The following is a 23,311-nucleotide window of genomic DNA, read 5'->3' as shown; positions in this document are numbered from 1 at the left end:
GGTCTCGGCATTCGCGCCGATCGTCTCGCCGATGCGCGCACCGTGGGGCGAGAAGGCGCTGACCGGTTATCTGGGTGCCGAGCGTGCGCGCTGGCGCGAGTACGACGCGACCGCGCTGATCGAGGACCGCGGCTGGGACGGTCCGCCGATCCTCGTCGACCAGGGCACCAAGGACCAGTTCCTGGAGAGCCAGCTCAAGCCGGAGCTGTTGAAAGATGCGTGCGATCGCCGCGGCGTGGCGCTCGACCTGCGCATGCGCGAAGGCTACGACCACAGCTACTTCTTCATCGCGACGTTCGTCGAGGAGCACCTGCGCTACCACGCGGCGCATCTCTAACGCTTACCTGACCATGCCCTCGTAGGGTGCGCGCGAGCGCACCGAGACCTTATCGGTGCGTTATCACGCACCCTACGATGATGCGTGCGTTCATGCGGATGCCCGATGCGCCTTCAGGAACGAGCGCACCTGCCGCACCGCGACGGGTACGCGCTCCTTCGGGTCCTTCCACGGATAGATCGACGCCTCCGACTTCGGCGCGAGCATGATGCACTCTTTGGCGATCACGTAGGGGTGCGGCGGAGAGTCGTCGGGCATGATCAGCGCCGGCACCTTGCACGCACGCACCACGTCGCGCTCGACGCTGTGAACGAAATCGCCGCGCGGCCCTTCGTACATGCTCACCAGGAACCTGCTCACCGCGTCGGTCGTGATCTCGGGACGCTGCTTGGTCAGCGCCGGCGCCCACGTCTTCATATAGTTGTCGTACGCGAGCCGCGGGGTCTCCTTGCGGAAACCGACCGGCTGCGACACGACCGCCGCGATGATGCGGTCGGGCGCGCGCTTCACCAGGTTCCAGATGAACGGGCCGCCGATGCAATAGCCCAGCACCATGAAGCGCCTGATGCCGAGGTGGTCCATGAGGCCGAGCTGGTCGTCGGTGTACGAATCCCACGTGCGGTCGATCTCGAGGGGGCCGGTGGACTGGCCGCTCGGCGCGTTGCGCAGGTCCGCGGTGATGCAGCGATACTCGCCCCTGAGCTCGGCGGTCGCGTCGAACGGCGCGTTCGTCGTCACCCAGCCGATGTTCGAGTTCTGCCCGCCGCCGGGGATGATGAGGAGCGGCACGCCCGAGCCCACGTCCTGATAGTGGATGCGGACGTCGCCCCGCCGGTAGAACGATCCGCCCGGCTTCGCTTCGGAGGCCCCGAACGCGCCGCCCGTGGCGGCGATGGCGGCCGCCGCCGCGCCCGTGCCCAGCAGTGCGCGTCTCTTCGAATCCATGGACTCCCCCCTCGAGAAAAACTACATGAGATTGCCCGCGTTCACGTTCAGATTGACGCCCGTAACATAGCGCGCTTCGGGCGAGGCTAGGTAGAGCGCCGCTTCGGCGCTGTCTTCGACCTGCACGAGCGTCTTCATCGGGTTCTGCTCCGCGATGCGCTGCATGCTCGCCGCATCGCGCACCTTCACCACGCGCGGCGTGGCGGTCGTGCCGGGCGAGATCGCGTTGACCGTGATGCCGTACTGGCCGAGATCGCGGCCGAGCACTTTGGTGAAGTTGATCACGCCGGCCTTGGCCGCGCCGTACGGCAAATAGGTGGGCGCGTACGGGTTGGGCGCGATGCCCGATCCGGAGGCGATGTTGACGATGCGCCCTTTCTTCTTCTCGATCATCGTCCTCGCCACCGCGCGCGAGCAGAGGAACGTGCTCTTGAGGTTGGCCGTGATCACGCGGTCCCACTCCTCGTCGCTGATATCGGTGATCGGCGCGAGCCGGTGGAAGCCGCCCGCGGCGTTGACGAGGATGTCGACGGTACCCCATTTGTCGAGGACCGTTTTCACCATCGCTTCGACGACCGGGGTTTTCGTAACGTCCGCTTCGATCGCGAGCGCGGCCGCACCGATCTGGCCGGCGACCCGCTCCGCTTCGGCCTTGTTCAGGTCGACGACCGCGACGCGCGCCCCTTCGCGCGCGAAGGTCTTGCAGATCGCCTCGCCGATGCCCTGCCCCCCCGCGGTCACGATCGCGACATGATCCGCAAGGCGTCCTGATTGCGCCATGGTGGAGTCTCCTTCCGTTTGTGGACGCATCAATCATAGGCGAAAATAAGCATCTCCCTCGACGCGTTCCAGGCGTCCACGATCAATACAACCGGAGAGCTCATGCAGTCCGATCTTCCGTTCAAGTACGGCCCCCGTGCGTTCGAGGCGGGGCGCGCCCTCCAGCCCGAATCCTTCGAACGCCGCGTGGCGATGCGCGACGCGCTCGATCAGCATTTCACGAAGTCGTGGCTCGATTTCGCGGTCAACGGGATCCTGCAGCGGCCCGCGCTCGACACCCGCACGCGGCTGCTCGTGCTGACCGGCCAGTTCACGATGGCGAAGAGCCATCCGGCGCTGTGCGACACCATCAAGGCGGGTTTGCTCGCGCAGGTGCCCGCGCGCGAGATCCTCGAGATCATCCTCCAGTGCGCCGTGTACGGCGGCCATACCACGGTCGATCCGGCGATCGAGGTGTTCTACCGCGTGGCCGAAGAAGACGGATTGCTCGAAGAGCTGAAGAAAGACCAGCTCCCGCTCGACGGCACCGACTCGCAGCGCTCCTACGACCGGGAGAGCAAGCTCTGGCATCCTGACGACGTCGCCGACGCGCGCCTGCCCGGCCTGATCGAGCGCCACGGCTGGCTCGCGGTCGGCAGGGGGCTCACGATGCGCCCGCGCCATCATCTCAACGTGCTGTCGTGGCTGGACACGATGGACAGCCAGTTCGCCGATCTGTGGGTAAAGTTCTGCTACGGCGCGATGTATACCCGCGGCGTCGTCGACGACAAGACCCGGCTCCTGTGCATGATCGGCGACTGCCTCGCGATCGCGGAAGAGACCCAGGCGCGCGGCCACATGCGCGGGGCGCTGCGGCAGGGCGCGCACCCGCGCGAGATCATGGAAGTGTGTTTTCAGACCGCGGTCAACTTCGGCATGCCGCCGATGTTGAAAGCGCTGGAAGTGTTCGTGCAGGTCATGGCCGAGGACAAACGGCTGGACGAAATCGGCAATCCGCCGCTGCGCGTGGAATCGTACGGAAAGTGAAGGGGGTCACGATGAAAGCTTCGAATATCGCGCTGGCCGTCGCCGCCGCGGCCGCACCGGCTGCGTTTGCGCAGAACCAGCCGGTCAAGCCGCCGATCGCGGTGTATTGGATGAGCGTGGAAACCGCCGGCGGGATGGGATTCGCGATGCCGGCCGGCATGGGCGGCATGCTTCCCGCGAACATGCAGGGCGGCAAGCGCATGCATCTCGATCTGGGCTCCACGCAAAGCTCGGGCGGCACGCCGCGCGCCGATCACGCGATCCCCGCGGGGGTGAACATGGGCGCGAGCCTGCCGCTGCTCACGCCGCAGACCGAGCGCGCGCAAGCGCCGCGCCCCGAGCGCGATACGCCGCAGACGTTCGAGCAGCCGAAAGGCCGCATGCTCATTTACTGGGGCTGCGGCGAAACGGTGCGCGCGGGCCAGCCGGTGGTCATCGACTTCGCGAAGCTCGGCTCGGCCGAAGGCGCGAAGGCCTTCCGCGCGCGCAACGTCAATCGTCCGCAGGGGCCGGGACCCGGCCGCAGCCGCACCTACGGCGAATGGCCGAACCGCGAGAACAGCACCGCGGTGCCGCAGCAGGCGTCGCTCGTCGGCGACCACGTCGTCGCCGGCAGCTATACGCCCGAGATCAAGTTCGCGATCGACAACGGCCACGACTTCATGGCGCCGGTCGCGTTCGATCCGATCCGCAAGACGGGCGCGGGCGCGTTCCAGGTCAAGTGGCAGTCGATCCCGACCGCGATCGGTTACTTCGCCACCGCGGTGGGGCAGGGCGAGCAGCAGAACGACATGGTGATGTGGTCGTCGAGCGAGGTGCAGGAGATGGGGCAGGTGCTGATGGACTACCTGCCGCCCGCCGAGGTTCAGCGCCTCATCCGCGAGAAGGTCGTGATGACGCCGCAGACGACCGAATGCGCGGTGCCGGGCGGCATCTTCAAGAGCGAAGGCGCGATGCTCAACTTCATCGCGTACGGGGACGAGCTCAACGTGGTGCATCCGCCGCGGCCGAAGGACCCGAAACAGACGTGGGTGCAGGAGTACGCCGTGAAGGTGCGGCTGAAGTCGACCGGGATGACGATGCTCGCGGAAGGCGATGCGTCGGGCGGCTCGCGCCGCGCCGGCGGCCGCGGCGCGCCGGCGGCGGCGCCCGAGCAGCAGGCACAGCAACCGGCCGCGCCGGCGTCGCCGATACCTGGCGGGACCCCGGTGGAGCAGGGGATCAACATCCTGCGCGGGATATTCGGGCGGTAGCCCGAATTCCCGCGCAGGCTGCGCGCGGTGAACACCGAGGAGGGAAACCGGACGGTTTCCCTCCTCGCGCTCCTCCCTTCCCTTCCACCTTCGCGGCTCTCCGGCGGTGCGCTCCGGGCGGACGCAGGGTGCGTGGGGCGACCGCCGTAACGCACCGCGTCAGCTGCGCGGGTTGACAGGCGTGCGTTCCATTAGATACGATGGACGTGCCATTTGATACGGAGCACGACATCAGCGCCAGCAAGCCCACGGCGGCGCTGCAGGAGCAACCCGCCGCTTACCCCGACCTTCGCGATCGCGAGGCGCGCACGCGCCTGGCGAAACTGGTCGTCGCGCTGTTCGACCATTGGGGCCTGAGCGCGGCGGATCAGGCCGCGCTCCTCGGGTTGTCGCCGGGGTCGCGCTCGACGCTCGCCCGCTATCGCCGCGGCGAGCCGCTCGCCGACAGCGCCGACCTCATCTCGCGCGCCGGGCACCTCCTGGGCATCCACAAGTCGCTGCGCATCATCTTCCCGCACGACCGCGACCTCGCGTACCGCTGGATAGCGGCGCCCAACCGCCGCTTCGACGGCGCCTCGCCGCTCGACGTCATCAAGCGCTACGGCTTCGAGGGCATGCTCGCGGTGCGCCGCTATCTCGACTTCGAGCGGGGCCGCTAGGCGCGATACGTGTTCCAGGACCTGATCCGCAGCGCGGTGGATTACCACGGCGACCTCGCGCGCAACATCAAGACGATCCGCGAATCGCAGGCGCTCTTCGACGATCTGTCGGCGGACGCGGCGGACTGGTCGGTCGCGATCGCCGCCGAGAGCCAGGATTACATCGCGAGCGCCGCGCCGCTGGTGACGCGCCCTTTCGACTATGGCGCGGTCATTACTTATCCGTTCGTGCCTCACCACTGGCAGCAGACGCGTTTCTCGGACGGCCTGCATTACGGCGTGTGGTACGGTTCGCTCGAGATGGAGACCACGGTGCCCGAATCGATTTACCATTGGCGCCGCTTCATCGACGACAGCTTCAAAGGGGAAGATCGCGAGATCGTCGGCGAGCGCCGCGTTTTCGACGTGCGCTGCGATGCGATCGTCATGGACCTGAGGGGCGGGGAAGCCCGGTTCCCGCAGCTCGTGGATCGCGCGAGCTATGCGTACACCCACGCGCTCGGACGCTACCTCCACGATCAGAGCCAGAGCGGCGTGCTCGTGCGCTCGGCGCGCGGCCCCGGCGACAACGCGGCGATACTGCGCCCGCAGGTGTTGTCGTCGGTGCGCGATCGGTGCTATCTCACCTACGTGACGAATCCGACGCGCGACGAGGTGGTGGTGCGCCGGCAGAACGGGCGGGCGTGGATGACGGTCAGACCGTCGGAGCTTGCTTGAAGGAGAAAGTGACGGATGAAACGGTGACGGGTGATGCGGTGACGAAAAAGCGGATGCGCGCGTTCGCGGCGGCAGTCGGGCTGGCTGTGTGTGCGGGCGCGTCGGCACAAACGTTTCCGACGAGGCCGGTGCGCATGGTCGTGCACATCGGGCCGGGCAGCAGCATGGACATCGTCGCGCGCGTGCTCGCGCAGAAGATGAACGAAGCGTGGGGGCAGCCGGTCATCGTCGACAACCGCGGCGGCGCGGGCGGCACGCTCGGCATGGACGTGGTCGCGAAAGCGGTGCCCGACGGTTACACCATCCTCTTCGGTTCGAGCAGCGTCGCCATCGCCGCGTCTTATTACCGCAAGCTGCCGTTCGACGCGTTGCGCGACCTCGAGCCGCTCACGCAGATCTCGTCGCGGCACAATGCGCTCGTCGTGAGCCCGTCCTCAGCGGTGAATTCGGTGAAGGACCTGATCGCTCTCGCGAAGGCGAAGCCGGGCGAAGTGAGCTACGGTTCGGGCGGCGGCAACGGCAGCTCGGACCATCTCGCCGGCGAGCTCTTCGCGCTCATGGCGGGGGTGAAGCTGCTGCACGTGCCGTACAAGAGCGGACCCGCGGCGCAGAACGACCTGATGAGCGGGGCGCTGTCGTTCTACCTCGGCGGCATTCCGGTCAACCTGCCGATGATCCGTGCAGGCAAGGTGAGAGCGCTGGCGACGAGCGGTCTCAAGCGCTCGCCTCAGCTCCCGAACGTGCCGACGATCGCGGAGTCGGGCGTTCCCGGCTTCGAAGTGAACGTGTGGTACGGTCTCTTCGGGCCCCGCGGCATGCCGCCGCGGATCGTCGACAAGATCGCCGCGGACGTCGGCAAGATACTCGCCGTTCCGGAGACTCGCGAGCGTTTCAGCGCGCTCGGTGTCGAAGCCGAAGGCGGCGACGCCGCGAAGTTCAAGACTTACTACCGCAACGATCTGGACAAGTGGCGCAAAGTCGTGAAGGCAGCCCACGTCAGCGACGGCTCTTGACGTTTCACATTTCACGGCTCACGTTTCACGATAAACGGCACGTCGGTTGCACCGAGCGTGCGACTCGCACTATCAGGAGCTCAAATGACGTCCTCCCGCAAAACGCGCGCATACCGTGAACCCCACGTCGACGGCCTGGCGCGCGGGCTCGGCTGGTTGAGCGTAGGGATCGGCCTCGCGCAGATCATCGCGCCGCGCACGGTGTGCCGGCTCGCGGGACTGCCGCCGGCGCCGACGTTCATGCGCCTGATGGGCGTCCGCGAGCTCGCCTGCGGGCTCGGCATCATCACGCAGCGCAATCCGGCGCCGTGGCTCAAGGCGCGCGTGGCCGGCGACGCCATCGACCTGGTATGTCTCGCCGCCGCCGCGCCGATGTCCGCGAGCCGCGGCGCGCGTCTCGGTGCGGCTTTCGGCGCCGTGGCCGGCATCACCGCGCTCGACGTCTATTGCAGCGACGAGCTCTCGGAGCGCCGTGCGGCCCCGGTGCACATCGCGGAGAGCATCAGCGTCGCCGCGCCTCCCGAAGCGCTGTATGCGTTCTGGCGCGATCTCGCCAACCTGCCGCGCGTGATGCCGCACGTCAAGCGCGTGCGCGTGATCGACGGTCAGCGCTCGCACTGGACGGCCGCCGGACCCGACGGCGAGATCGAATGGGAATCGGAGATCATCGACGAGCGTCCCAATCACTGCCTCGCATGGCGCTCGCTCGATACCTCCGACGTCTACAACGCCGGTTCGGTGCGCTTCGATCCCGAAGACGGCGGCACGCGCGTAACGGTGGAGCTGCTCTACGACCCTCCGACCGGCTCGATCGGCGGCTCGCTGGCGAAGCTCCTCGGCAAGGGCGCCGACATCCGCGCCGACCTCGCCGCTTTCAAGCGCCTGATGGAGACCGGCTACGGCAAGACGCCCGCGTGAGTCGAATCCGCAACAAATTCTCGATTACTTCGCTGACGATGACCCCATAATCGCGCACGCCCGAGGCGCGATCGCGTAAAGTGCCGGCAACCGCGTACATTTTGCCGGACGGGCGCCGACCACGTCCGTGCGCACAATAAGAACGAATGGCGCGCCGAGGGAGAGATGTCTTGGCCGTGAACTGGGGGAAGCTTGCGCTGCACGTGTCGCCGACCGCGCTGGCGTGGGGCGTCTTCGCCGCAGGCACCGCCATCGCGTTGCTGTCCTGGAGCCTTGCGGATCAAAGGATCCATCAGGACGCCGACGCCAAGATCGACGCCGCCATCGCCGATACGGCCGGTGCGATACACACCCGGCTGCTCAGCACCTACGACGTCATGCTCGGCGCGCAGGGCCTCTTCCGCGCCTCCGATGAGGTGTCGCGCGAGGACTTCAGGCAGTACGTCGAAGGCCTCAACCTGCGCGAGCGCCACCCCAGCATACGCGCGGTCAACTATGCGCCGCTGGTCCCCGCCGCGAAGCTGCCCGAGCTGATCGAGAAGGTGCGCAACGACCGCTCGGTCGATCGCGCGGGCTACCCCGGCTTCGCGATCCGGCCGCCCGGGGAACGCGCCGAGTACATGCCGGTCCTGTACAGCGAGCCGAGCCGCGGGCGCGAGCCGACGTTCGGGCTCGACCTCCTCGCCGAAGAGCGCAGGGAGTCGGTCGAGCGGGCACGCGATCTCAACGAGCCCGTGCTGTCCGGGCGCCTGACCCTCGTCTCCGACCCCACGCGCTCTCCCGCCGTCAGCGTGCGCGTGCCGGTCTACCGTGACGGCATGCCTCACGGTACCGTCGAAGAGCGGCGCGCGGCGTTCACCGGCGCGCTGAGCGCGACGCTGCTGGTGCGCGACGTAGTCGGCGACCTGCTCGCGCACGCCGCGCTCGCGCCGCTCGCGATCCGCGTGTACGAAGCGTCCGACATCGCCGGCGCGCGCAACGTCGGCGCCGGCACGACCGAGTACCTGCTGCACGACAAGGCGGCGTCGCATCCCTTCAGCGTCACCGATCGCGACTACTTCCTGCGCGAAACGCCGCTCTCCAGCGGCGGCCGGCGCTGGAAGATGCGCTTCGAGGGTGTCTCACGCGACTTCATGACGCCGACCGATCGCGCGCTGCCGTGGATACTGCTGTTCGGCGGCATCGTGGTGAGCGCGCTGCTCGCCGGGCTCGTCCGCTCGCTCGCGTCGTCGACCGAGCGCGCCCGCAAGCTCGCGAGCGAGATCACCGACGACCTGCGCCAGAGCGAGGCGCGGCTCTCCGAGATGCAGCGCCTCACCCAGTCGATGATCGAGGCGTTGCCGAATCCCATCTTCTTCAAGGGCACCGACGGGTGCTACCTCGGCGTCAACAAGGCGTGGGAGGCGTACTTCGGGCTGTCGCGCGCGACCTTCGTCGGCAAGACCGTCCACGACCTCTATCCGCACGACCGCGCGCTCGCCGACCGCATGGACGCGCTCGACCGCGAGCTGTGGCGCTCGCCCGGCAGCCAGTCGTACGAGGCCGTGATCACCACGGCCGACGGCGTGCGCCACGACGTCGTGTATTACAAGGCGACGTACGCGCGCAGCGACGGCGCGGTGGCCGGCCTCATCGGCACGATCATCGACATCACCGGGAGAAAGCAGGCCGAGCGCCGCCAGGCCATGGAGCACGCGATCACCCGCGTGCTGGCGGAGGAGGAGAGCCTCGACGAAGCCATCCCGAAGATCATCCGCACGATCTGCGAGACGATGGGCTGGCATTACGGCGACCGCTACGACTACGACGCCGATGCGCAGCTCCTGCGGCGCCAGGAGATGTGGTGCATCGACCAGCCGGAGATCAGGGCGTTCGCCGAATGGGCGATGCACCGGGCGGTCAAGCCCGACCCGAACTCCCAGGGTCTGATACGGCGCACCTATGCGACTGCGGCGCCGGTGTGGATCGCCGACGTCACCAAGACCGACCTGAAGCGCCGCGAGCTCATCGAGCGCGCGGGCCTGCACGGCGCTTTCGCCTTCCCGCTCCTCGCCAACAACCAGGTGCTCGGGGTGCTGGAGTTCTTCCACCGCGACGTGCGCGAGCCCGACGCGATGCTGCTCCAGATCGCCGAATCGATCGGGCGCCAGATCGGCCAGTTCATCGTGCGCATGCAGGCCGAGGAAGCGGTGAAGTTCGTGGCGATGCACGACGCGCTCACGCAGCTTCCGAACCGCGTCATGTTCAACCAGCGCCTCGAGAGCGCGATCCGCGATGCCGAGCGCTCCGGCACCGCGCTCGCGGTGATGTTCATCGACCTCGACCGCTTCAAGATCATCAACGACACGCTGGGCCACGAATCGGGCGACCTCCTGCTTAGAGAAGTCGCGCAGCGGATCACCGACAACCTGCGCACCGGCGACACCGTCGCGCGGCTGGGCGGCGACGAGTTCGTCGTCCTGCTCGAAGACGCGTCGAACGCGACCGCGGTGGGGCGGGTCGCGGAGAAGCTCATCTCCGCGCTCACCGAGAGCTACGTCATCGCCGGCCGCGAAGTGCACGTCACCGCGAGCATCGGCATCAGCAGCTTCCCGGTCGATGCACAGGACATGCGCTCGCTGCTCAAGTTCGCGGATATCGCGATGTATCGCGCGAAGGAGCAGGGGCGCAACACCTTCCAGTTCTACTCCGACCAGTTCAACGTGCACTCGGTCGAGCGCCTGACGCTCGAATCGCAATTACGCGGCGCTCTGGAGCGGAACGAGCTCGTCGTCTACTACCAGCCGGTGGTCGAGGCCGCGACCGGCCATATCAGCGGCATGGAAGCGCTGGTGCGCTGGAACCATCCGGAAGTCGGTCTGCTCTCGCCGGGCAAGTTCATCGAGATCGCCGAGGAGACCGGACTGGTCGTGCCGATCGGCGCGTGGGTGCTCGCGCGCGCGTGCGAGCAGCAGAGGAAGTGGGTGGAGCAGGGACTGCCGCCGCTGCGCGTGGCGGTGAACCTCTCGCCGCGCCAGTTCCTGCACCGGCACCTCATCGACGACATCGTCAAGGTGATCCGCGAGACCAACGCCGACACGAGCTGCCTCGAGCTCGAGATCACCGAGAGCACGGTGATGCACAACGCGCAGCGCGCCGCGGCGCTGCTCTCGCAGTTGAAGGAGATGGGGATACGCGTGGCCATCGACGACTTCGGCACCGGTTATTCGTCGCTCGCGTACCTGAAGCGCTTCCCGATCGACTCGCTCAAGATCGACCGCTCGTTCGTCGCCGACGTGCCGGGCGACACCGGCAACACCGCGATCACGCAGGCCATCATGGCGATGGCGCACAGTCTCGGGCTCAAGGTGATCGCCGAGGGCGTGGAAAGCGAGGAGCAGCTCGCCTTCCTGCGGCAGCACGGCTGCGAGGAGCTGCAGGGGTACTACTTCAGCAAGCCGGTGACGGCGGAGGAAGCGACGAAGATGCTGCACGCGGCGTTCGCACCGCCGCTCAAGGAAGTCGCGAACGGCTAAACAGCCGTCATTCCCGAACCGCGATAGCGGGACTATCGGGAATCCATTTTGACTTTAACGATTCACGTGGATTCCCGCCTTCGCGGGAATGACGATCCTCTACTGATCGACCCGCGCGCCGGAGATCTTCACGATCTTCGCCCACTTCGCGATGTCGTCGTTGAGGAAGCGCTCGAACTCCGCCGTCGTCATCGACATCGGCACCGCACCCTGCTCGAGCCAGGTCTTGCGGACGTCGGGCCGCGCCGCGATCTTGGCCATCTCGGCGTTGAGGCGGTCGATCGCCGCCTTCGGCGTGCCGGCCGGGGCCATCAGGCCCAGCCAGATCACCGCTTCGTAGCCTTTCACGCCGGCTTCCTCGACGGTCGGAACGTCGGGCATCACGTCGGAGCGCTTCTTCCCCGTCGTCGCCAGCGCGCGCACGCGGCCGGACTTGGCGATCGGCGCCATCGTGGTGATTGCGTCGATCATCATCTCGACCTGGCCGCTGACGACGCTGGTGCGCGCTTCGGCGCTGCCTTTGTGCGGGACGTGCACGATGTCGACATGGGCCAGCGCCTTGAAGAGCTCGCCGGCCATGTGGTACGGCGTGCCCGTACCCGACGAAGCGTAGTTCATGCCGCGCGGCTTCGCTTTGGCGAGCGCGACGAATTCCTTCACCGATTTCGCCGGCACCGTGGGATGCACCACCATCAGGAGGTCGGAGTAGTTGACCGGCGCGATCGCGACGAAGTCCTTCATCAGCGTGAAAGGCTTCTTCGGCACCAGCGACTCGTTGACCGTGTGAGTGTTCGACATCATGAGCAGCGTGTAGCCGTCGGGCGGCGATTTCTGCGCGATCTCGGTGCCGATGATCGATCCGGCGCCAGGACGATTGTCGACGACGAACGAGCCGCCCAGCGCGTCCTGCAGACGCTGCGCTTCGAAGCGCGCGAAGATGTCCGCAGGCCCGCCCGCGGCGAAAGGCACGATGATGCGCACGGGCTTCGCGGGATAGTTCTGGGCGTGGGCGGCCGCACCGAAGCCGAGCGCGAGCGCCGCGCAGGCGCACGTCGTGAGCGCACGTGTCATGAGGTCTCCTCCGTTGTTATGGTTGTGGCCGAAGGACTCGGCCGCTTCTCAGCCAGCCCGCGCGGGCTCAGCGCGAGCGGGGTCTGCGCAGCCGCGGCGCCGGGCGCCGCGATTCGGATTCCTGCGCAAGCCGGTTCAGGCGCTCCTCGATCGTCTCGGGGCGATTCGAGGGCGTGAGCGCGTCGGCGATGATGCTGCGGTAGCCGCCGTCGCCGGATTGGATCTCGAAGTACTCGCGCAGCACGTTGTTCAGGTACTGGTCGAGCTTTTCGCGGCCGCGTATCACTTCGTTGACCACGCCCGCGACCGGGTTGTCCTTGGCCGCTTTGCTGTCATTGCCGGCGGACAGCGAAGGCACGCGCCCGTATGCGTTCCAGGGAGAATCGCTCATCGGTCGGTCTCGCGCACGAATGGGGTCAGACGCAGGGGCTCGAATGGCACCTGCGTCAAAAAAATGAGACCGCCATTATCGGCGTCTGGTTCTATCGGTCAATCCCGCACTGCAGCATTCACGCAGTGCAACATCATTCGGTGGACAGCCCGATCGCCTTGATCAGTTTTGCGAATTTTTGCAGATCGGTCTGCATGCGCGCTGCGAGCTGCTCGGGCGTTCCCGACCACGGCTCGAGCCCCTGGCGCACCATGCCGCGCGCGACCTCGGGATCGGCGAGCGCCTGGTTGATGACGCCGTTCATGCGCTGCACGAGCGCGCGATCGAGGCCGGCGGGCCCGAACAGCGAGATCCACGGATTCATCTCGTAGCCGGGCAATCCGGACTCGGCGATGGTCGGGATCGCCGGCGCGGCCTGAACGCGCCTGGCCGTGGTCACGCCGAGGGCGCGCACGCGGCCCGCGTTCACGTGCGGCAGCGCGTTGGGCAGCGTCGCGATCGACGCCTGCGTCTCCCCGGACAGGAGCGAGGTGAAAGCGGGCGGGCCGCCGCGATAGGGCACGTGCACGAGATCGATCCTGGCGGTCGAGGTGAAGAGCGCCATCGCGAGGTGCGGCGAGCTGCCGTTGCCCGACGACGCGTAATTGATCTGCCCCGGGCGCGATTTGGCGAGCGCGATGAAATCGCGCACCGACTTCACCGGCAGCGAGGGGTGCGCGACGAGCACCGCCGGCTGCGCCGAGATGAACGCGATCGGCGTGAAGTCCTGGATCGTCCGGTACGGCAGCTTCGGATAGCTCGTGGCGTTCGCGACGTGGGTCGCCGAATGCACCATCAGCGTGTAGCCGTCGGGCGCGGACTTGGCGACCAGGTCGGCGCCGATGGTGCCCGCCGCGCCGGCGCGGTTGTCGACGACGAAGCTGCCGCCCAGCGCTTTCGACAGGCTTTGCGACGCGACCCTGCCCGCGGCATCGATGGAGCCCGCGGCCGGCCACGGCACGATGATCCTCACGGGCCTGGCGGGATAGTTGTCGGCGGCGAACGCGCCTGAAGCGAGCGCGAGCGCGGCTATGATCGATACACGCAGCATTGCTAGATCCTCGTGGTTCAGTTGACGGATGCCGGCGTCGCGGCCTGCGCTTCGCGGCTTTCGAGCTCGCCGATGGCCGCGTCGCGCGTGCCGAGCGAGATCACGGATGCGATGCGCTGGGCTTCGTCGGCATCGCCCGTGCGTATCGCGTCGATCAGCGTGCGCCAGAGCCGCGCCGATTCGCGCCGCCGCGCAGGCGTGCCGAGGGCGAGCCGGGTGTAGCGGCTCGTCTGCAGCGTGAGCGCCTGCAGCGTCGAGCGCAGCCAGCGGTTGGAGAGGTTGTCGGTCAGCATGCGGTTCAGCGCGAGCGCGACACCGACGTATTCGTCGCCCGCGGCGTCTTTGCGCGCGAGCGCATCCAGCTTGTCCACGAGCGCCCCGGCCTCCTCGATGACATCTCCGCGTGCGGCGTCCTCCGCGAGCCAGCGTGCGCGCAGGCCCACCAGAGCGGCGCGCACCTGGTAGATCTCCTGCACTTCGCGCACCGACAGCGTCGTCACCTGCGCGCCGCGATAGGGATGGATGTGCACGAGCCCGCTCGACTGGAGCACGCGCAGGGCGTCACGCACCGGCCCGTGGCTCACGCCGTAGGCTTTGACGAGGCGGGCCTCGACGAGGCGCTCGCCCGGGGCGTGGCGGCCTTCGACGATGTCCGCCGCGATCGCCGCGGCGATGCGCTCCGGCAGGGTTTGCGCGCCTGCGTCGGCGGCTGCTGGGGTCATGGGGCGTGGATTTATATCGATTTGGTAGGATTGTAGATTATTAATAATCCTGTTACAATCGCCGTTCCCTTTCAGGAGCCCACATGTCAGCCACGTCCACCGCGGCGAAGCCGCGCACCGTATCCCAGGTCCGTGTCGTCCCCACCGGCAAGCCGGTCGGCGCGGACATCGAAGGCGTCGACCTCGCGAACCTCAGCGACGCCGAGTTCCAGCAGATCTTTGATGCGTGGATGAAATACAACGTGCTGCGTTTCCGCGGGCAGAACCTGTCGAAGGAAGACCTCCAGGCGTTCAGCGCGCGCTTCGGCGAGCTCGACAACGCGCCGATCAACATCTCGGGCAAGCCGTGGATCGAGGGTTATCCCAAGATCGCCGTGATGTCGAACATCCTCCAGGACGGACAGCCCGTCGGCAGCCTCGGTTACGGCGAAGCGGTGTGGCACACCGACATGTCGTACGTCGAAGTCACGCCCTCGGCGGCGATCCTCTACGGGCTCGAAGTGACCAGGGAAGGCGGCGAGACCGGCTTCCTCAGCATGTACGACGCGTACGAGACGTTGCCCGAAGACCTGAAAAAGGCGATCGAGGGCAAAGTGATCAAGCACGACGCCAGCCACAACAGCGCGGGCGAGCTGCGCAAGGGCTTCAAGCCGGTGACCGATCCGCGCGAAGCGCCGGGCGCGCTGCACCCGATCGTGATCAAGCATCCGATCACCGGACGCAAGGCGTTGTATCTCGGTCGCCGCCCGCGCGGCTACGTCTTGGGGCTTACGCTCGAGGAAAGCGAAGCGCTGCTCGACCGGCTGTGGGCGCACGCCACCGACGAGAGCAAGTCGTGGTGGCAGAAGTGGAGCGTGGGCGACCTGCTGATGTGGGACAACCGCTGCGTCATGCACAAGCGCACGGCGTTCGATGCGAACGAGCGCAGGTTCATGCTGCGCACTCAGGTCAAGGGCGGCAAACCGGCCGCGTGACCGCGGCCGGTTCGCCGCAAGCGGCGGCGGAGAACGTCTCGGAGGGAAACCAAAGTTTCCCTCCGAGACCTCCCTTCCTTATCGCGGTTTACTGAGCACCGAAAAGAAAAAGGGCTGCAGAGATGCAGCCCTTTTTGTTTTAAACCCCGACCAAGGGCTCGCCCTTGATCGTCGTCCTGTGCATGACCCGCCGGTGAGCGAGATCGATCTCGGTCCGGTAATGCATGCAGCAGCGGTTGTCCCACAGCACGATGTCGCCGACCCGCCAGTAGTGCGTCCAGGCGTATTTCTCCTGCGTCGCGTGCGCCCACAGCCGATCCAGAAGGGCTTCGCTCTCGTCGTTGGGCATGCCCACGATGTAGTTCGAAGGCCAGTCGCGGCGGCGTCCGAGGTACAGCGCGCGCTTGCCCGTCACCGGATGGACGCGCACCAGCGGATGCACCGGGCCTTCGACTTCTTCCGGCTTCGTCGGCAGCTTCACGCCGGGCCTGAGTATCCCGGCGCTGTTGCGGCTCGAATCGTGGACCTGCGAGCGTCCTTCGATCGCTGTCTTGAGCTCTGAAGGCAGCTCCTCGTAGGCGAGATACTGGTTGCTGAACGAGGTGTCTCCGCCGGATCCGGGCGGCGGTATCTCGAGCGCATAGAGCATGCTGCCCGCGGGCGGCACCTCGACGTACGAGTTGTCGGTGTGCCACACCACCTCGAAGCTGCCGAGCCCTCCGTTGTCGCGCACCGGGCGCCCGGTGTCGTCGAGGTTGGAGATGATCGACACGCTGGGGTGGCGCGAGATCATGTGCTTGTCGTCGATCTTCTTGCCGACGTCGAGGTGGTACTTGCGCGACGCGGCCGCGTGCGGCGGTCCGAACACGCCCGAAGCGCCGATGAGCTGGTCGTCGTCGATCGCCTGGTCGCGAAACAACAGGACGAGGTGATCGGCCCACGCGCGGCGCAGCCCTGCCTTCACCTCGTCCGACAGCGGCTTCGAAAAATCGACGCCGCGCACTTCCGCCGCCAGCGCGGCGCCGCTCGGTATGACTTGCATCAGGTTCCCGGGGGTTGGGGTCGAACGCGCTGCCACGCGCTCGAACAGCTTTTCACATACGGATAGTAGGTCTTCGAATCCGGGCAGTAATACCAGTATTGATCGCCCTGCGGCGCGGCCTGCGCCTGCGGGGCCGGTGCGGGCGGTGCCGCGGCTTGCGGCGGCTCGATGTACACCGGTGCGGGCGCAGGCTGCACGTAAACCGGCGGCGGATAGTAGTACGCGGGCGGCGGGTAGTAATAGGGCGCCGGGTAGACCGGGAAACCGAAGCCGACGCCGAAATGCACGTGGCTGCCGGCATATGCGGGGATTGCTGCGGCGCCGGCCGCCAGAACCGCGGCTGCGAGTATGGATTTGAGCAAGAATTTCATGGGAGCCTCCTGTCGGAGACACTGGCAGCAAATATCATGCACTTTGCGCGAGGATCAGTCGAGCTTGACGCCGAGCTTTTTACCGATTGCGCCCCATTTATCCGCGTCGGCGCGCATGACTTTCGCGAATTCCTCCGGCGTGCTGCCGAACGGCTCGTTGCCCTGATCGACGAATTGCTTCTTCACGTCGGGCAGGAAGGTGATCGCCCGGATCTCCTGCTGGAGCTTGGCGACGATGGCCCGCGGCGTCTTCGCCGGTGCCACGAAGCCGTACCACGTCAGCGCTTCGAATCCCGGTAAACCCGATTCGGCGACCGTCGGGAGATCGGGCATCGCTTCGAGGCGTTTCAGGCCGCCCGTCGCGACGAGGCGCAGCCGGCCCGACTTCCAGTGCGGCATGGTCGTGAACATGTTGGCGAACGAGAACTGGATCTCGTTCTGGAGCTGCGCGGTGATGTACGGCCCGACGCCTTTGTACGGAATGTGCGTCATCCTGATGCCCGCCATCGAGTCGAAGAGCTCGGTCGCGAGGTGCGGCGAGCTGCCCGGCCCCGACGAGCCGTAGTTGAGCTTGCCTTCGTTCTGCCTGGCGTACGCGATGAACTCCTTCACCGTCTTCGCGGGCACCGACGGGTTGAGCTGCAGCGTGAGCGGCGTGTTGATGACGATCGTCACCGGCGCGAAGTCCTTGATCGGGTCGTACGGGAGATGGCTGAAGAGCTGCGCGCTCTGCGCGTGGGTGGAGTACGCGAGGAGCAGGGTGTACCCGTCGGGGCTCGCTTTCGCGACGAGGTCGGTGCCGACGATCCCCGAGGCCCCGGGACGGTTGTCGACCACCACCGGGTGTCCCACGCGCTCCGCGAGGCGCGTGCCGATGAAGCGCGCGGTGTAGTCGCTGCCGCCGCCGGGCGCGAGCGGCACGATGATGCGGATCGGGCGATCGGGATAGTCGCCCGCTGCGCTCTGCGCAGCGAACGCGGGCGCGACGGCGCACACGGCGAACAGCGCCGCGCAGCACGGATTCAGTCTCATGGGATCTCCTCCGGACGTTCTCAGGCGATGGTAGCAGACGCTTCAGTGGCGGAAATCCCACGGCGCGACCGGATGCGCGTCGCTCCACAATCCCGCGCGGCGCTCGCGCGCCCGCCGCTCGCTGTCGGCGTAGCGCTCGCGCTGCGCCGGCGCCTGCTCCTTCGCGTAACGGCGGTAGTGCCATGCGAGGCCCGCCCTGATCTGTTCGAGTCCGACATCGATCGTGTAGGGGCATGCAGCTTCGCACTCCGCCGCGAAGACGCGCCCCAGGATGCGCGCGTAGCGGTCCTTCTTGTCCCACACCACGCGCACGGTCTTGCGGAATACCAGCGTGGCGAGGTGCTGCTTCGAGCGCTCGCCGTAAGCCTGGCGCTTCTCGGGCGCATCGATGCCCGACAGTCGGATTCGATGTTTTTCGCGGGAACCATCGAGGACGGTGAGCGTGTCGCCGTCGGCGACCGAGACCACCTCGCCGACGATCTCGGCGGCGCCGGCGGCCTTTGATACCGCGAGAGCGAACAGCACGATCAGGATACGGCGCGGCGCGATAGAGGTGTCCTCCCTGGGCCGCGATTATCTCGATGTGCGGCGCAACGTACAAGAGGGAGGAGGCGATTTGGCGAACGCCCGGCATGGCTGTATCCTTTCGAGCCACCGCCGTTGCGGGAGCGCGGTCCGCCGTGCTCCGAATTTCAAGTTCAAACGTTAAAGACGAAACAGCCCGCGCTCGCGGGCGAGTCCAATCATCGAGGAGATTTCATGAAGTTACGCAACCTGACGATCGCGCTCGCCGCGATCGTCGTGTCGGGCGGCGCGTTCGCCCAGTCGAAAGGCGGCGCCGGCGACTATCCTTCACGCCCGGTGCGATTCATCACGCCTGCGGCGCCCGGCGGCACCACCGATCAGCTCGCGCGCCTCTTCAGCGCGCGGATGACCGAGATCTGGAAGCAGCAGGTCATCGTCGACAACCGCGCGAGCGCCTCGGGCGTTCTCGCCGCCGAGCTGACCGCGCAGGCCGCGCCGGATGGTTACACGCTGTTCCTCCCGTATCACCAGCACACGATCAACGCGGCGCTGCTGCCCAAGCTCCCGTATCACCCGATCAACGACTTCACGCCGATCACGCAGCTCACGGCGGCAGGACTGATCCTCGTCATCCATCCTTCGAGCCCGCCGAAGAACTTCAAGGAGTTCCTCGACTGGACCAGGAACTACAAGGGCGATCTGAACTTCGGCTCCGCGGGCATCGGCAGCGGCGGCCATCTCGCCGGCGAGCTGTTCAAGCAGATGACCGGCGTGAAAGCGACGCACATCCCTTACAAGGGCACCGGCCCTGCGCTGACCGGCCTGCTCGGACAGGAGTACCAGTTCAACTTCATGGGGCTGCTCGCCGGCTCGCAGATGCATCGGCAAGGCCGCCTGCGCGCGCTCGCGGTGACGACGCTCAAACGCTCGCCCGGTCTGCCCGAGCTGCCGACCGTCGCCGAATCCGGCATTCCCGGCTTCGAAGTCGCGGGATGGTACGGCGTCTTCGCGCCGCCCAAGCTTCCGGCGCCGCTGGTGACCAAGGTCCACGACACCCTGGTGAAGATCCTCAAGGAGCCCGAGATCCAGAAGATCATCTTCAACCAGGGCGCCGAGGGCGTGGGCAATTCCACCGAGGAATTCCGCAAGTACCTCGTCGCCGACCTGGACAAGTGGAAGAAGGTGGTCAAGGCGAGCGGCGCGAAAGCGTACTGATGACCAAAGCCCTCTACCGCCACAGCCTCGACGCCGAGTTTCCCATGGCGGTGGAGGGCGACGGCGTCTATCTCGTCGACGCTGGCGGCCGGCGTTATCTGGACGGCTCCGGCGGCGCCGCGGTGTCGTGCCTGGGGCACAGCAACGAGCGCGTGCGCGCGGCGATCCACGCACAGGTCGATCGCCTCGCGTTCTCGCACACCCGCTACTTCAGCAACGAGCCCATGGAGCAGCTCGCCGAGGAGCTGGTGACGGGCGCGCCTGGCGGCCTCACCAAGGCGTGGTTCACCTGCGGTGGCTCCGAATCGGTCGAAGCCGCGCTCAAGCTCGCGCGCCAGTACTACATCGAGAAAGGCGAGCCGCAGCGGCGCCACGTGATCGGGCGCATGCAGAGCTATCACGGCACGACGTCGGGCGCGCTCTCGGCGGGCGGCAACATCGGGCGGCGCGCGGTGTTCGAGCCGCTGCTCCTGTCCGCGACCCATCACATCTCCCCGTGCTATGCGTATCGCGGTCAGCGCGATGGCGAGAGCGCGGAGCAATACGGCCGCCGCGTCGCGGACGAGCTCGAAGCGAAGATCCTCGAGCTGGGTCCGGATTCGGTCGCGGCGTTCATCGCCGAGACCGTGGTCGGCTCGACCCTCGGCTGCGTCGAGCCGGTGCCGGGTTATTTCAAGCGCATCCGCGAGATCTGCGATCGATACGGCGTGCTGCTCATCCTCGACGAGGTGATGTGCGGCATGGGCCGCACCGGCACGCGCTACGCGTGCGAGCAGGAAGGCGTTGCGCCGGACTTCATCGCGCTCGCCAAAGGTTTATCCGCGGGCTATCTGCCGCTGGGCGCGCTGCTCGTCGCCGACAAGGTGCACAGGGCGATCGAAGCGGGCTCCAACGTGGTCATGCACGGCCATACGTTTACCGGTCACCCGATGGCGTGCGCCGCGGCCCTCGCGGTCCAGCAGGAAGTGCGCGAGCGCGATCTGTTGTCGAACGTGAACCGCATGGGCGGGATGCTCAAGAGCGCGCTGTCGGAGCATTTCGGCAACCACCGCAACGTCGGCGACATTCGCGGACGGGGCCTCTTCCTCGCGCTGGAGCTGGTGCAGGATCGCAGGAGCAAAGAGCCTTTCCCGGCGTCAGCGCAGCTCTCCGAGCGCATCCGCGTCAAGGCGATGGAGCACGGCCTCATCTGCTACCCCATGGGCGGGGTCGTCGACGGCAAGAACGGCGACAACGTCATGATCGCGCCGCCGTTCGTCTTCGAGGAGAAACACGCCTTCGAGCTGATCGACAAGCTCAACCGTACTTTCGAAGAAGTTCTTTAAAGCTTATACACGGAGGGCACGAAGGTTCACGGAGGACACGGAGGAAAGCAGACGGTCTCGAATGCTCTACAGCAAGGCGTTCGCGACGAGGCGTTTTCCTCCGTGCCCTCCGAGTTCCTCCGTGCCCTCCGTGTTCATGCTTTTGACTTTTAAGCTGTTCAGCTCTTCGCGATGGTCTTCGCCGGATCGATGAACGGCATCGGCACCACCGTCGCGAGGCGCTCGCCGTCACCGGTATCGACCGTCACTTGCGTGCCGATGGCGGTGTGGCTCATCGGCAGCATCGCGTAGCCGATGTTCTTCGCGAGCCGCGGCGAGTACACCGCCGAGGTCACTTCGCCCAGCGGGACGTTGCCGGCGCGCACCGGCCATTTCGTCATGTTGAGATCGAGCCGGTGTCCCGCGATGTCGACGCCCACGAGCTTGCGCTCCACGCCTTCCGCAGCGATGCGTCGCAGCGCGTCGCGGCCGATGAAGTCCTCGGCCTTGTCGAGCTGCACGAGGCGCTCCAGGCCGAGCTCGTAAGGATTGGTGGCGAGCGTCATGTCGACGCCGTAGTTGAAGATTCCCGCTTCGATGCGCCGGATGTCCGAAGGGCCGGTCGGAGCGATGCCGTAGGACGTGCCCGCGTCGATGATGCGGTTCCAGAGGTCGACGCCGCGCGTCACGTCGAGGAGGTAGAGCTCGTAGCCGAGCTCGCCGGTCCAGCCGGTGCGCGTGACGATCAGCGGAATGCCGTCGAGCTGCGCTTCGAAGAACTCGTAATAGCCGAGCGTGCCCACGCGCTCGCCGAAGAGGCCCTGCACGAGGTCGCGCGACTTCGGTCCCTGGATCTGCATCGGCGCCACGTCGAGCTCGCGGATCTCGACGTCCATGCCGCTGTTGCGCGCCACACCCTTGGCCCACAGCAGGATGTCGCTGTCGGCGGCGGCGAGCCAGAACCGGTTCTCGTCGATGCGCAGCAGCACCGGATCGTTGACGATGCCGCCGTCGTCGTCGGTGAGCAGCACGTAACGGCCGCGCCCCACCGGGCACTTCGACAGATCGCGCGGCGTGAGCAGGCTCATGAAGCGGAAGCCGTCGGGACCGCCGATCTCGACGTTGCGCTCGACCGACACGTCCCACACCGTCACGTCGCGTAACAGGCGCCAGTACTCCTGCTCCAGGTCGTCGTAGCCGATCGGCAGGAACATGTGGTTGTAGACGGTATAGCCGCGGCAACCCCACGCCTGAGTCGCTTCGAAATAGGGTGAGCGCTTGAGGCGCGCGCCGCGCTGAATGGCGCGCATGTCGAACGGCGTCTGCATCGAACCTCCTCGAGGAAGTGTTAGCCTTAAGCAAACGACTGACCGGAGGAGACATTATGCATGCGCTGTCACGCATTCTCGTCGTACTCGCCGCGCTCACCGTGCCGAGTTACGCCGCTCAGCGCAGCGACTGGCCGACCAAGCCGGTGCGCTTCATCGTGCCGTTCCCGCCGGGCGGCACCGTCGACCCGCTCGCGCGCCTCCTCGGACAGCGCCTCACCGCGTCGCTCGGCCAGCAGTTCGTCATCGACAACCGCACCGGCGGCTCGGGCGCGATCGGCACCGCGATCGCCGCGAAGTCCGCGCCCGACGGCTACACCTACGTCTTCGTCTTCGACACGCACGCGGTCAACCCGCACCTGATCTCGAACCTGCCGTTCGACACGGTGAAGGACTTCGCGCCGGTGATGCTCGTCGGGACTTCGCCGATGGCGATCGCGACCTTGCCGAACCGGCCGTACAAGAGCTTCCAGGACGTGATCGCCGCCGCGAAAGCCAAGCCGGGCTCGATCACCTACGGCTCGGTCGGCGCCGGCAGCCTCGGCCATCTCTCGGTCACCGTCGTCGAGAAGATGGGCGGCTTCAGGCTCGTCCACGTGCCTTACAAAGGCGGCGGTCCGATGACGACCGACCTGCTCGGCGGCCACATCGAGCTTGCGATCGGCTCGGTCGCGCTGCTTTCGCCGCAAGTCGCGGGCGGGCGCATGCGTGCGGTCGCCACGACCGGCGACAAGCGCTCCCACGCGATGCCGGATGTAGCGACGCTCGCGGAGCAGGGTTTTCCCGGCTTTGCATCGTTCGCGTGGTGGGGCATCTTCGCGCCCGCGGGAACGCCGAAGCCGGTGCTCGACAAGTTCCACGGCGAGCTCACCAAGGCTTTGAACCAGCCCGACCTGCGCAAGCAGCTCACCGAGCAGCTCGGCATGGACTTGCGCGCCACCGATCCGGCGACGCTGCAGAAGTTTCTCGTCTCCGAAATGGAGCGCTGGGGGAAGGTGGTGAAGGAATACGGGATTCGTGCCGATTAAAGTCAAAAGCGTTAACACGGAGGTCACGAAGGTCCACGGAGGGCACGGAGGAAAA

Annotated in this window: 23 protein-coding genes; 12 read left to right on the top strand and 11 right to left on the bottom strand. The window is 66.9% G+C overall.

The annotated features are described in order from the left end of the window. The coding region (locus VHP37_18590) for an alpha/beta hydrolase-fold protein (GenBank protein ID HEX2828369.1) at nt 1-337 on the top strand (337 nt) is incomplete at its 5' end. A 90-nt stretch (nt 338-427) separates the two neighbouring features. Here VHP37_18590 and VHP37_18585 read toward each other — a convergent pair. Together VHP37_18585 and VHP37_18580 are read right to left on the bottom strand one after the other, a co-directional pair. Then, nucleotides 428-1,282, bottom strand: coding sequence for an alpha/beta hydrolase (locus VHP37_18585; GenBank protein ID HEX2828368.1), 855 nt, complete (start codon nt 1,280-1,282; stop codon nt 428-430). Between the two features lie 21 nt (nt 1,283-1,303). Further along, nucleotides 1,304-2,062: an SDR family NAD(P)-dependent oxidoreductase gene (locus tag VHP37_18580; GenBank protein HEX2828367.1), complete on the bottom strand. Its 759-nt coding sequence runs from the start codon at nt 2,060-2,062 to the stop codon at nt 1,304-1,306. Between the two features lie 102 nt (nt 2,063-2,164). Here VHP37_18580 and VHP37_18575 point away from each other — a divergent pair, with 102 nt between their 5' ends. The 7 genes from VHP37_18575 (at nt 2,165) to VHP37_18545 (ending at nt 11,163) form a co-directional block, all read left to right on the top strand. Beyond that, on the top strand, nt 2,165-3,088 hold the full coding sequence (locus VHP37_18575; GenBank protein HEX2828366.1) for a carboxymuconolactone decarboxylase family protein: 924 nt from the start codon (nt 2,165-2,167) through the stop codon (nt 3,086-3,088). 11 nt (nt 3,089-3,099) lie between these two features. Next, a complete protein-coding gene (locus VHP37_18570) occupies nt 3,100-4,341 on the top strand; it encodes a hypothetical protein (protein ID HEX2828365.1) in 1,242 nt (413 codons plus the stop codon). A gap of 200 nt (nt 4,342-4,541) precedes the next feature. Then, nucleotides 4,542-5,000, top strand: a complete 459-nt coding sequence (locus VHP37_18565) for an antitoxin Xre/MbcA/ParS toxin-binding domain-containing protein (GenBank protein ID HEX2828364.1) — start codon at nt 4,542-4,544, stop codon at nt 4,998-5,000. A gap of 9 nt (nt 5,001-5,009) precedes the next feature. Continuing rightward, nucleotides 5,010-5,717, top strand: a complete 708-nt coding sequence (locus tag VHP37_18560; GenBank protein ID HEX2828363.1) for an RES family NAD+ phosphorylase — start codon at nt 5,010-5,012, stop codon at nt 5,715-5,717. Between the two features lie 53 nt (nt 5,718-5,770). Further along, nucleotides 5,771-6,730, top strand: coding sequence for a tripartite tricarboxylate transporter substrate binding protein (locus VHP37_18555; protein ID HEX2828362.1), 960 nt, complete (start codon nt 5,771-5,773; stop codon nt 6,728-6,730). A gap of 84 nt (nt 6,731-6,814) precedes the next feature. Continuing rightward, nucleotides 6,815-7,648 (top strand): SRPBCC family protein, encoded by an 834-nt coding sequence (locus VHP37_18550; GenBank protein HEX2828361.1) that lies wholly within the window; start codon nt 6,815-6,817, stop codon nt 7,646-7,648. A 176-nt stretch (nt 7,649-7,824) separates the two neighbouring features. Further along, on the top strand, nt 7,825-11,163 hold the full coding sequence (locus VHP37_18545) for an EAL domain-containing protein (GenBank protein ID HEX2828360.1): 3,339 nt from the start codon (nt 7,825-7,827) through the stop codon (nt 11,161-11,163). A gap of 99 nt (nt 11,164-11,262) precedes the next feature. On the opposite strand, the gene VHP37_18540 is transcribed toward VHP37_18545, so the two are convergent. The 4 genes from VHP37_18540 to VHP37_18525 all read right to left on the bottom strand — a co-directional run bounded on the left by VHP37_18540 (nt 11,263) and on the right by VHP37_18525 (nt 14,437). Beyond that, entirely contained in the window at nt 11,263-12,234 is a 972-nt protein-coding gene (locus VHP37_18540; protein HEX2828359.1) for a tripartite tricarboxylate transporter substrate binding protein, read from the bottom strand. A gap of 67 nt (nt 12,235-12,301) precedes the next feature. Then, entirely contained in the window at nt 12,302-12,625 is a 324-nt protein-coding gene (locus VHP37_18535) for a hypothetical protein (protein ID HEX2828358.1), read from the bottom strand. A gap of 133 nt (nt 12,626-12,758) precedes the next feature. Next, complete coding sequence (locus tag VHP37_18530) at nt 12,759-13,715, bottom strand: tripartite tricarboxylate transporter substrate binding protein (protein ID HEX2828357.1); 957 nt, start codon at nt 13,713-13,715, stop codon at nt 12,759-12,761. A gap of 17 nt (nt 13,716-13,732) precedes the next feature. Then, the gene (locus VHP37_18525) at nt 13,733-14,437 is read right to left on the bottom strand and encodes a GntR family transcriptional regulator (protein ID HEX2828356.1); all 705 of its coding nucleotides are present in this window, start codon (nt 14,435-14,437) and stop codon (nt 13,733-13,735) included. Nucleotides 14,438-14,520: 83 nt separating this feature from the next. Here VHP37_18525 and VHP37_18520 point away from each other — a divergent pair, with 83 nt between their 5' ends. After that, nucleotides 14,521-15,411: a TauD/TfdA family dioxygenase gene (locus tag VHP37_18520; protein ID HEX2828355.1), complete on the top strand. Its 891-nt coding sequence runs from the start codon at nt 14,521-14,523 to the stop codon at nt 15,409-15,411. A 139-nt stretch (nt 15,412-15,550) separates the two neighbouring features. Here VHP37_18520 and VHP37_18515 read toward each other — a convergent pair whose 3' ends face one another. The 4 genes from VHP37_18515 to VHP37_18500 are packed head-to-tail and all read right to left on the bottom strand — an operon-like array spanning nt 15,551 to nt 18,381. After that, nucleotides 15,551-16,453 carry a TauD/TfdA family dioxygenase gene (locus VHP37_18515; GenBank protein ID HEX2828354.1) on the bottom strand — a complete coding sequence of 301 codons (903 nt, stop codon included), beginning with the start codon at nt 16,451-16,453 and terminating at the stop codon, nt 15,551-15,553. Next, entirely contained in the window at nt 16,453-16,824 is a 372-nt protein-coding gene (locus tag VHP37_18510) for a hypothetical protein (protein HEX2828353.1), read from the bottom strand. Before VHP37_18510 ends, VHP37_18515 begins: the two co-directional genes overlap by 1 nt. 54 nt (nt 16,825-16,878) lie before the next feature. Next, nucleotides 16,879-17,856, bottom strand: coding sequence for a tripartite tricarboxylate transporter substrate binding protein (locus tag VHP37_18505; GenBank protein ID HEX2828352.1), 978 nt, complete (start codon nt 17,854-17,856; stop codon nt 16,879-16,881). Between the two features lie 42 nt (nt 17,857-17,898). Continuing rightward, on the bottom strand, nt 17,899-18,381 hold the full coding sequence (locus VHP37_18500; GenBank protein ID HEX2828351.1) for a thermonuclease family protein: 483 nt from the start codon (nt 18,379-18,381) through the stop codon (nt 17,899-17,901). Between the two features lie 234 nt (nt 18,382-18,615). On the opposite strand from VHP37_18500, the gene VHP37_18495 reads away from it, so the two are divergent. Then, a complete protein-coding gene (locus VHP37_18495) occupies nt 18,616-19,596 on the top strand; it encodes a tripartite tricarboxylate transporter substrate binding protein (GenBank protein HEX2828350.1) in 981 nt (326 codons plus the stop codon). Continuing rightward, nucleotides 19,596-20,921, top strand: coding sequence for an aspartate aminotransferase family protein (locus VHP37_18490; GenBank protein ID HEX2828349.1), 1,326 nt, complete (start codon nt 19,596-19,598; stop codon nt 20,919-20,921). Before VHP37_18495 ends, VHP37_18490 begins: the two co-directional genes overlap by 1 nt. A gap of 158 nt (nt 20,922-21,079) precedes the next feature. Here VHP37_18490 and VHP37_18485 read toward each other — a convergent pair whose 3' ends face one another. Continuing rightward, nucleotides 21,080-22,228, bottom strand: a complete 1,149-nt coding sequence (locus VHP37_18485) for a glycine cleavage T C-terminal barrel domain-containing protein (protein ID HEX2828348.1) — start codon at nt 22,226-22,228, stop codon at nt 21,080-21,082. 56 nt (nt 22,229-22,284) lie between these two features. On the opposite strand from VHP37_18485, the gene VHP37_18480 reads away from it, so the two are divergent. After that, on the top strand, nt 22,285-23,256 hold the full coding sequence (locus tag VHP37_18480; GenBank protein ID HEX2828347.1) for a tripartite tricarboxylate transporter substrate binding protein: 972 nt from the start codon (nt 22,285-22,287) through the stop codon (nt 23,254-23,256). Nucleotides 23,257-23,311 lie beyond the last annotated feature (55 nt).

It is taken from the genome of Burkholderiales bacterium, from assembly GCA_036262035.1.
Classification (GTDB): Bacteria; Pseudomonadota; Gammaproteobacteria; order Burkholderiales; family SG8-41; genus JAQGMV01.
Note: the sequence above shows the minus strand (reverse complement) of the source record. Positions and strands in the feature narration are given on the sequence as shown.